The sequence below is a fragment of the Rhizobium sp. NPDC090275 genome (assembly GCF_044772225.1).
Taxonomy (GTDB): Bacteria; Pseudomonadota; Alphaproteobacteria; order Rhizobiales; family Rhizobiaceae; genus Rhizobium.
The window spans coordinates 301629-310630 of the sequence record NZ_JBIVYL010000009.1 but is presented as its reverse complement, the minus strand read 5'-3'; the positions used below and the strand labels follow the sequence as shown (position 1 = coordinate 310630).

The 9002-nt window shown below is 59.1% G+C and carries 10 protein-coding genes and 1 pseudogene; all 11 read left to right on the top strand.

Annotated features, from left to right (window positions below; all coding sequences use genetic code 11):
- On the top strand, positions 1-615 hold a 615-nt coding region (locus tag ACIQUB_RS23115), incomplete at its 5' end, for an amino acid ABC transporter ATP-binding protein (RefSeq protein ID WP_402932669.1).
- Between the two features lie 162 nt (positions 616-777).
- Positions 778-1452 (top strand): 4-carboxy-4-hydroxy-2-oxoadipate aldolase/oxaloacetate decarboxylase, encoded by a 675-nt coding sequence (locus tag ACIQUB_RS23110; protein ID WP_402932666.1) that lies wholly within the window; start codon positions 778-780, stop codon positions 1450-1452.
- Positions 1453-1470: 18 nt separating this feature from the next.
- Entirely contained in the window at positions 1471-2238 is a 768-nt protein-coding gene (locus ACIQUB_RS23105) for an SDR family oxidoreductase (RefSeq protein WP_402932663.1), read from the top strand.
- The gene (locus ACIQUB_RS23100; protein ID WP_402932660.1) at positions 2207-2764 is read left to right on the top strand and encodes a gluconokinase; all 558 of its coding nucleotides are present in this window, start codon (positions 2207-2209) and stop codon (positions 2762-2764) included. Before ACIQUB_RS23105 ends, ACIQUB_RS23100 begins: the two co-directional genes overlap by 32 nt.
- A 10-nt stretch (positions 2765-2774) precedes the next feature.
- Entirely contained in the window at positions 2775-3716 is a 942-nt protein-coding gene (locus ACIQUB_RS23095; protein WP_402932657.1) for a 2-hydroxyacid dehydrogenase, read from the top strand.
- A gap of 9 nt (positions 3717-3725) precedes the next feature.
- Positions 3726-4757 (top strand): L-idonate 5-dehydrogenase, encoded by a 1032-nt coding sequence (locus tag ACIQUB_RS23090; RefSeq protein ID WP_402932654.1) that lies wholly within the window; start codon positions 3726-3728, stop codon positions 4755-4757.
- A 22-nt stretch (positions 4758-4779) separates the two neighbouring features.
- Positions 4780-5175, top strand: a pseudogene (locus tag ACIQUB_RS23085) (NAD(P)-binding domain-containing protein); the annotation flags it as partial.
- 10 nt (positions 5176-5185) lie between these two features.
- Positions 5186-5941: a thiamine pyrophosphate-dependent enzyme gene (locus tag ACIQUB_RS23080; RefSeq protein ID WP_402932651.1), complete on the top strand. Its 756-nt coding sequence runs from the start codon at positions 5186-5188 to the stop codon at positions 5939-5941.
- 75 nt (positions 5942-6016) lie between these two features.
- Complete coding sequence (locus tag ACIQUB_RS23075) at positions 6017-6772, top strand: IclR family transcriptional regulator C-terminal domain-containing protein (RefSeq protein ID WP_402932648.1); 756 nt, start codon at positions 6017-6019, stop codon at positions 6770-6772.
- A gap of 326 nt (positions 6773-7098) precedes the next feature.
- Positions 7099-7983 carry a helix-turn-helix domain-containing protein gene (locus tag ACIQUB_RS23070; RefSeq protein WP_402932703.1) on the top strand — a complete coding sequence of 295 codons (885 nt, stop codon included), beginning with the start codon at positions 7099-7101 and terminating at the stop codon, positions 7981-7983.
- Between the two features lie 94 nt (positions 7984-8077).
- Entirely contained in the window at positions 8078-8983 is a 906-nt protein-coding gene (locus ACIQUB_RS23065) for an ABC transporter substrate-binding protein (protein ID WP_402932645.1), read from the top strand.
- Positions 8984-9002: the final 19 nt, after the last annotated feature.

Genomic DNA, 9002 nt, shown 5'->3' with positions numbered 1-9002 from the left:
TCCGGCAAGTCGACGATGATCCGCTGCATCAACCGTCTGGAAGAACACCAGAAGGGCCAGATCATCGTCGATGGCACGGAACTGACCAACGACCTGAAGAAGATCGACGAAGTGCGCCGCGAAGTCGGCATGGTCTTCCAGCACTTCAACCTCTTCCCGCATCTCACGATCCTGGAAAACTGCACCCTGGCGCCGATCTGGGTGCGCAAGATGCCGAAGAAGCAGGCCGAAGAGATCGCCATGCACTTCCTCAAGCGCGTGAAGATCCCCGAGCAGGCCAACAAGTATCCGGGCCAGCTCTCCGGCGGCCAGCAGCAGCGCGTGGCAATCGCCCGCTCGCTGTGCATGAACCCGAAGATCATGCTGTTCGACGAGCCGACCTCCGCACTCGACCCTGAAATGATCAAGGAAGTGCTCGACACCATGGTCGGCCTTGCCGAAGAAGGCATGACGATGCTGTGCGTGACACACGAAATGGGCTTTGCCCGCCAGGTCGCCAACCGCGTCATCTTCATGGACCAGGGCCAGATCGTCGAACAGAACTCGCCCGCCGAATTCTTCGACAATCCGCAGCACGAGCGCACCAAGCTGTTCCTCAGCCAGATCCTGCACTGAGTGCCGTCCCGCCGTGGAATGCGCTCGGAACGGAGCATTTTAATATATCGAAAAATTATAACTGAAATCCATAACATATATTTGCGCGATGGATCCGCCACTTGTTAAAACGCTGACGACATTGGGCGGATGACAATCCTCCGCCCGCCAAGGAGGAAACAGATGATCAAGCTGAACCAGAAGATCGAGCGCCCTTCCAAGGAAGCGATCGCCGCAGTCGCGAAGTTTTCGCCCGCGACGATCCATGAGGCGCAGGGGCGCAAGGGCGCGCTGTCGTCCCGCATCAAGCCCGTCGATAACGGCATGAAGCTGTGCGGACCGGCATTCACCGTCAAGTGCGCGCCGCGCGACAACATCATGCTTCAGGTCGCGATCAACTATGCGCAACCGGGTGACATCATCGTCGTTTCCGCCGGCGAATACGAGGAAGCCGGCTCCTTCGGAGACGTGCTGGCAAACGCCTGCCTCGCCAAGGGTATCGGCGGTCTCGTCACCGACACCGGCGTTCGCGACACCGTTCAGCTGCGTGAACTCGGCTTTCCTGTGTTTTCGCTCAGCGTGTGCATCAAGGGCACGGTCAAGGAAACGCTCGGAGCGACCAACGAGCCGATCACCATCGGAGACGAAATCATCAATCCGGGTGATATCATTGTCGGCGACGCGGACGGCCTCGTGGTCGTCAGGAAGAATGAGGCGCTTGAGGTTGCAAGGTTGTCGCAGGCGCGCGAGGATGCGGAAGCGGGCTACATTGCGGCTTACAAGGCCGGCAAGTCGGTCGTGGAAGTATCCAATCTCGAAGCCGTGCTGAAAGCAAAGGGCCTGGTCGTCGAGGCCTGAGCCGATCTGGAGCAGACAATGACCTATCCACTCTTCGATCTCTCTGGAAAGAGGGTGCTTGTAACGGGTTCGTCGCAGGGCATAGGGCTGGCACTGGCGAAAGGGCTTGCCGAGCATGGTGCCGCTATCGTGCTGAACGGGCGCGATCCTGAAAAGCTCGCCGCTGCGGCAAGAGATCTCGGGGCTGCCGGTCATCAGGTCTTGTCGGCCGATTTCGACGTCACCGATGCCAAGGCCGTCGAACAGGGTGTCGACAGGATCGAGCGCGAGATCGGGCCGGTCGACGTTCTCGTCAACAATGCCGGCATGCAGTTCCGCACGCCGCTCGAGGATTTTCCAGCCGACCGATGGGAGCAGCTGCTGAAGACGAACATCTCGAGCGTATTCTACGTCGGTCAAGCCGTTGCGCGCCACATGATCAAGCGCGGGGCTGGCAAGATCATCAATATCGCCTCCGTTCAGAGTGAGCTCGCCCGTCCCGGAATCGCGCCTTATACGGCGACGAAAGGCGCGGTGAAGAACCTTACGCGCGGCATGTGTGCCGACTGGGCAAAATATGGTCTACAGGTCAATGCGATCGCGCCGGGATACTTCAAGACCCCGCTCAACCAGGCGCTCGTCGATAACGCCGAGTTTTCGTCGTGGCTGGAGAAGCGCACGCCGGCCGCTCGCTGGGGCGATGTCGACGAGCTCGTCGGCGCTGCTGTCTTCCTCTCCAGCAAGGCATCTTCCTTTGTCAATGGACACACGCTTTATGTCGATGGCGGCATCACCACTTGTCTCTAGGCCCAAGCTTGGCGCCCTTGTCGTCATGGGGGTGTCGGGATGCGGGAAGACGTCGGTCGGCAAGCTGCTCGCGTCGCAACTCGGCTACACCTTCATAGAAGGCGACAGCCGGCACCCCGAAGCGAATATCGAAAAGATGAGAGCGGGGATCGCTCTTGGTGATGGCGACCGCTGGCCTTGGTTGGAAAATCTCGGTGACGAGTTGACGGTCAGCGAGGAGCTCGTCATATCCTGCTCGGCGCTCAAGCGCTCCTATCGCGATCTTCTGCGCACGCGGGCCGCCGGAAATGTCACCTTCGTTTTCCTGCAGGGGTCGCGCACGACATTGGCGACACGCCTGTCCGCCCGCAAGGGACACTACATGCCGCTTTCCTTGCTCGACAGCCAGCTGCAGACGCTGGAGCTGCCGGTGGACGAACGCGATGTGGTCACCATCGAAATCGATCAGCCGATCGAGCGAATTGCCGCGATCGCCATATCGCACGCCGCCACGATTACCTACCGGCGCGACGAAACAAAAATCTGACGGAGGAAACATGTCCAAGCCTGAAATCCTGCTCGCGGGCGCTTATCCCGAATGGGATATGGTCGACCTTGAGGCCAACTACGTGGTGCATAAGCTCTACGAGGCAGCCGACCGAAACGCCTTCGTCAACGAGGTCGGCGGCAGCATCCGTGCCATCGCGACGCGCGGCGAACTGGGCGCATCGCCCGAACTTATGAAAAGCCTCCCCAAGCTCGAATTGGTCTCGGTGTACGGCGTTGGCACCGATGCGGTTAATCTTACGCATGCGCGTGAGAATGGCATCCGCGTCACCAACACGCCGGATGTCCTGTCTGATGATGTCGCCGACATGGCGATCGGTCTGCTTCTGTCGGCGGCACGGCAGATCCCGCGCGGCGATGCCATCGTCCGTTCCGGCCAGTGGGGCAAGACCGCAATGCCGCTCGTCACCCGCGTTAGCGGCAAGCGGGTCGGCGTTGTCGGCATGGGCCGCATCGGTCAGGCGATCGCGCGTCGCGCCGGCGGTTTCGATTGCGAGATCCGCTATTTCTCCCGCAATCCGCAGCCGCAGGTAGCTTATCGATATGAGCCCGACTTGCTCAAACTTGCTGAATGGGCCGAGTTTCTCATCGTCATCGTTCCCGGTGGCGATGCCACGAAGAACATCATCAACGCCGAGGTGCTCAAGGCGCTCGGAGCTGATGGCATCCTGGTCAACGTCTCGCGTGGATCGACCGTCGACGAGGCGGCGCTGATCGAGGCTTTGCAGAAGCGCACCATCAAAGCGGCTGGCCTGGACGTCTTCTACAACGAGCCCGACATCGATCAGCGGTTCCTGACGCTCGACAACGTCGTCCTGCAGCCGCATCACGGATCCGGCACCGTCGAGACCCGCAAGGCAATGGGCCAGCTTGTGCGCGACAATCTTGCAGCGCATTTTGCCGGTCAGCCGTTGCCGACGCCGGTTGTGTGAGGGAAAGCCATGAAAGCAGTTGTCATTCATGCCGCCAAGGACCTGCGCGTCGAGGAGCACGAGGTCGAGACGCCTGGACCTGGACAGGTGGAAGTCGCCATCGAGGCAGGCGGCATCTGCGGTTCCGATCTTCATTACTACAATCACGGCGGTTTCGGCACGGTGCGCGTCCGAGAGCCGATGATCCTTGGTCATGAAGTGGCCGGAACGATCAAGGCGCTCGGGCAGGGTGTATCGCATCTGGCCATCGGAGACCGTGTGGCCGTGTCGCCGAGCCGCCCTTGCAACCAGTGTGAGTATTGCCTGCGCGGAGAGCAGAATCACTGCCTCAACATGCGGTTTTACGGTTCGGCCATGCCGATGCCGCATATCCAGGGCGCCTTCCGCCAGCGGCTGGTCGCCGACGCCTACCAGTGCCACAAGGTTGGCAAGGGGATTTCGATCAACGAAGCCGCCATGGCCGAGCCATTTGCCGTGACATTGCATGCCGTCAATCGTGCCGGTTCGCTCATTGGGAAACGTGTTCTCGTCACGGGTTGCGGCCCGATCGGCGCGCTTGCCATCATCGCCGCGCGCGCGCATGGCGCGCGGGAGATCGTCGCGACGGATGTGATGGACACAGTGCTCGGCAAGGCGCTCGAGATCGGCGCCGATCGCGTCATCAACGTTGCCAATAGTCCGGAGGAGCTTTCGGCCTATTCCGCGAACAAGGGCTATTTCGACGTTCAGTTCGAAGCATCAGGAAATGAGCGGGCCGTTCGTTCCGGTCTTGAGGTGCTTCGCCCTCGCTCCACGCTGGTCCAGCTCGGGCTCGGCGGTGATGTCTCGATCCCGCAGAACATGGTCGTCGCCAAAGAGATAGAGATGAAGGGCACCTTTCGGTTTCACGAGGAGTTCGGAATGGCTGTCGATCTGATCAATCAGCGGCGGGTTGATCTGACGCCACTTTTGACCGGTACCTATCCCCTGGAGGATGCGATCGCCGCCTTCGAGGCCGCCGGCGATCGCACGAAGTCGATGAAGGTTCAGCTCTCATTCTGATCGTTCGTACGCAAGAAGATTCGGAGGCAATATGGAAGAGGCAGAAATCGGGCTGATCGGCCTTGCGGTCATGGGTTCCAACCTCGTTTTGAACATCGCGGAAAAGGGTAACAAGATCGCGGTGTTCAACCGCACGCCCGACAAGACCGACGAGTTCTACGAGAGCGCCGGCGATCTGAAGAAGCAGATCATTCCTTGCAAGACGATCGAGGAGTTCGTCGAGGCGATCCGCCCGCCGCGCCCGATCATCATCATGATCAAGGCCAGCGAGCCGGTTGACCAGCAGATGGAACTGCTGCGTCCGTATCTGTCCAAGGGCGACATCATGATCGATGCCGGCAACGCCAACTTCCGCGACACGATCGCCCGATTCGACCGCCTCAAGGACACCGACCTGACCTTCATCGGTATGGGCGTTCGCCAAGCAATTGCGCGAGGAATGGGAGCAGACCAAGCGGAATGAAGTCTTTGTCACGCCCGCCGGCGACAAGATAAGCCAGGGGCATCTGGTTGGAATTATCAACGAGGAGATGCGCGAGGGGGATACTCTTCTTGCAGCGGCGGGCACGGTCCCTTCCGATTTGACCAAGCTGTTCGATGTAAAGGGCGGAAAGACAGTTCACATCGAGTTCGGCAACTCCTGCATGGGCTATGATATCCCTGCCGCAATCGGTGTAAAGCTGACCGGCACGCCGGGCGAGGTGTTCGTGCTGATGGGCGACGGAAACTATCAGATGCATCCGCTGGAACTGATAACGGCGGTACAGGAGCGGACGAAGATCACTGTCATCCTGAACGTCAACAACGGTTACCAGTCGATCCATGGGCACCAGAAGGCACTCGTCGGACACTCACTCGGAAACGAGTTCAAGGTCCGCGACGAGGGAACCGGTCTGCTGGATAAGGGCGCCTTCGTCGAAGTCGATTATGTGAAAAATGCTGAAAGCCTTGGCGTCAAGGCCTGGTTGGCGACCGACGAGGAACAGGTCCGATCGGCATTGGCTGAGGCCCGTGCGGAAGATGGCCCCTGCATGATCGTTGTGCCGACCGAGCGCTATAAATTTCCTCCGGGATCTGGCGTCTGGTGGGAAGTTGTCGGCGCTGAAGTCACCAATGACCCCAAGACGCGTGAACTGGTTGAGCTTCGCGAAGCCGGGCGTGTCAAACAGCGCTATTACTACTGATGGCCTCGGGCGTTCGCGACCGCTATAGCGGACGCCCACTCGGTGCTATACACCGCAAAAGAGGGAGGACATTTGATGCAGGGCACGGAAGAGATTGAAGACCAGGGCAATGACTACTCCCTCACATTGGCGCGGGGCATCCGTATCCTCGAAATCTTCACCCCTGAAGTCCAGTCGGTAACGACAAGCGAGGCGGCTGACTTTGTCGGAATAAGTCGCGCCGCCGCGCGGCGATTTCTACTGACACTTGTAACGCTCGGATATCTGGGGCAGAGCAAGTCCTCATTCGTTCTGACCGACAAGATTGCAACAATAGGTCAGGGCGCTTTGGCCCGGGACAATCGCTGGCTCGGCGCGACAGCACGCGTGATAGAGCTTTCCAACCGTATGAACGGTCTGAGGATCAGGTTCGTGGCACGCGATCAGAAAAGGCGGATCTATTCGGCCAGACTGGGAGTAGGGGACACTCTCCCCGCATACTGTGCGGCTGCCGGGAAGGTTCTACTATCGACATTGGAGCCTCACGAGATCGATGATCTCATACAGAAACATGGGCCATTGGAGAAGAGGACGCCCGGGACTATCGTCGACCGAGATGCGCTATTGGCAGAGCTGCGGGACGTGCGCCTGCGGAGCTGCGCGACCGCTGATGATGAGATGGACATTGGAACTCTCGGCATTGCAGTCCCCATCTTTGACAAGAATGGCAAGGTGATCGCGGCGCTCGCGGTGGGGTCGCATAAGATGCGGCGGTCTATCGAAGAGTTGGAGCGCGACTTTCTTCCCGTGCTACAGGATGCCGCCGATCGCATCAGCGAGGATGTGAACTAGTGCCTGGCGCGAAAACAGCGGCGCGGCGCCATCCGAGGCTACGTGAACCAGCGCCGGGACAGCTACGAGCACTTCCCTCTAAGAGCTAAATAACTGACGGTGGAAATTAACTTGTCCTCCCCTGAAACGATGTGGCTTTTCTTCGCGGCAAAAGCAAGGGGTGGTTAATTCGCAGCTTTCTCCGAAGTCAAATTGCAAAAAAGTATCAGTCTTTTCTCCGCAATGATGTGGATTTCGGTTCGCACTCATATCAGTGTCGTCAGTATGTCGCAGTTGCCGGATGGGAGCCCGGCGAACAGCAAGCAGCGGCAAGGAAGGAGGAAACAGTGCAACCTGATCTCGAACTCGTTCATATTCGCAAAGGCGAGTCCTTCGCTGCCTGGATGCATGGATATCCTTTCCGGAGAGTACGGTGGCACTACCACCCTGAATTCGAAATCCATCTTGTCGCCGCGACCTCCGGGAAGTTCTACATCGGCGACCATGTTGGTGACTTTGGACCGGGGCAACTCATCATGACCGGTCCCAATCTGCCTCAGAGCTGGATAAGCGACGTGGCCGCGAACGAAGTTGTCCCCATCCACTCCCTGGTCATCCAGTTTCCCGCCTCGTTTATTGAGGAAGCGAGTACTGCAATGGCTGAAATGGAAGCGCTGCGGCCGCTGCTCGATCGGAGCCGTCGCGGACTGCTGTTCGACGACCGCACCAGCACCGCGGTCCGGCCGCTCATGGAGCGTTTGATTGAAGCGCAGGGTCTGCGTCGACTGGCACTTTTCTGGGAGATACTGGACGTTCTGGTCTGCGCGCCGGAACCGGAGGTGCTGGCAAGCCTGAGCTATCAGCTCGACCTCGGCAGCATTAATGATGGCGGGATCAACCGCGTGCTCACGTATCTTCGCGAGCATCTGATCGAGCAGGTGGATGAGGCCGATCTGGCTCAGATGCTAGGTCAGAGCCAAAGCACGTTTTCCCGGGCTTTCAAGCAGCACACCGGGACCTCTCTGGTTCGCTATCGCAATCAACTGCGGGTGGATCTGGCGTGCCAGATGCTTCTGACCGCCCCCGATCGGCTGGTCGCAGAGATCTGCTACGAGGTCGGGTTCTCGAACCTGTCCAACTTCAACAGGCATTTCTCGAAATTCAAGGGGATGTCGCCATCCGAGTTTCGATCAAATTTCGCCGCCAACAGGGCTTTGGCCATGGCGGGCTGAGCCAGACAGCAGAGATCAGAGAATTTTCAATCCGGGTAGCACGACGCTACTCCGGCACTGGCAGGCCTTGCCTGCAAAATGAGGGAGAGGGATAATGAGGAAAGCACTTCTTGCGGCTACTGCGCTGCTCGCTCTGGCATCCGCACCAGCGCTTGCACAGGAAAAACTGAAAATCGGCATGAGCTTTCAGGAGATGAACAACCCATTTTTCGTTCTGATGCAGAAGACGTTGCAGGAGGAAGCTGCGAAGATTGGTGCGGAAGTCGTCGTGACCGACGCTGCTCATGATGTCGCGAAGCAGATTTCCGACGTCGAGGACATGCTGCAGCAGAAGATCGACATCCTGCTGCTGAACCCGACCGACAGTGCAGGCGTGGAAGGCGCGGTGAAGGCTGCCAAGGATAAGGGCGTTGTCGTGGTCGCGGTCGACGCCAATGCATCCGGGCCCGTCGACACGTTCGTTGGTTCCAAGAACCGGGATGCCGGATACATGTCCTGCAAATATCTGGGAGAAGCGCTCGGCGGCAAGGGCGAGGTCGCGATCCTAGACGGCATCGCCGTTCTGCCGATCCTGCAGCGTGTCGAGGGTTGCAAGGCGGCGCTTTCCGAGTTCAAGGACATCAAGATCGTCGACACCCAGAACGGTCGCCAGGACCGGTCTGTCGCGCTTGGCGTCACCGAGAACATGATCCAGTCTTATCCGAACCTTGCAGGCATCTTCTCGGTGAACGATGGCGGCGCGATGGGTGCTCTTGCGGCAATTCAGGAGAGCGGCAAGGACATCAAGCTGACCTCCGTCGACGGAGCGCCCGAAGTCGTCAAAGCCATCTCTGAAGGCACACCTTTCATCGAAACAACCGCCCAGTTTCCGCGCGATCAGGTCCGCGTAGCCTTGGGTATGGCGCTCGCAATCAAGTGGGGCGCTCAGGTCGTGCCGAAGGAAGTTCCGATCGATGTGCGTGTCGTCGACAAGAACAATGCCGAAGGCTTCGGTTGGTGAGTTTCCTCCCGGACCCGTC